The 509-nt window shown below is 68.6% G+C and carries 2 pseudogenes; both read left to right on the top strand.

Annotated elements, in window-relative coordinates:
- Positions 1–278: pseudogene (locus JCM9942_RS17915) on the top strand (phage holin family protein); the annotation flags it as partial.
- Positions 275–509, top strand: a pseudogene (locus tag JCM9942_RS17910) (protein sip-5); the annotation flags it as partial. The pseudogenes JCM9942_RS17915 and JCM9942_RS17910, both read left to right, overlap by 4 nt.

Raw genomic sequence — 509 nt, 5'->3', positions numbered from 1 at the left:
TGGCGATCGTGTTCGGCGCCTCGGCGTGGCTGCTGCTGGCCGCCACGCTGGTCGCGTTGCTGCAGTACCTGGGCCTGTCACTGTTCATATCGCTGCTGGTCCCCACCCTCGCCAGTCTGGCGATGGCCGGCTATGCGATCTGGCGGGTGTCGTACTTCTTCCACCACACCGGCATGCATGCCACCCGCCGGCAGCTGTCGCGGATGGGCCTGTTCGATGAGCCCGGCGATGAAGATCCCGATGCCCACGTGACCGTGCCCGGGGACAACCCGCCATGAAGTTCGAAGTCCTGCAGCGCCGCGTGCGGCGCGCCGAAGCCGTGGTGCAGGTCCGCAGCACCGAAACCCTCAGCCAGTGGAATTTGCTCAACCACGTCTGGCGGCGCGCCTGGACCCCCGGACGCATCGTCATCGCCGGCCTGGCCGGCGGCTTTGCGGCCGGCAAGCTGGAGCCCGGTGGCGCCTTCAGCGGTGGCCGCTGGCTACAGATGATCGGCTCGGTCTCCGGAC

The organism is Stenotrophomonas pictorum JCM 9942 (genome assembly GCF_001310775.1).
Lineage (GTDB): Bacteria > Pseudomonadota > Gammaproteobacteria > Xanthomonadales > Xanthomonadaceae > Stenotrophomonas > Stenotrophomonas pictorum.
This window is presented reverse-complemented; position numbering and strand designations above follow the sequence as displayed.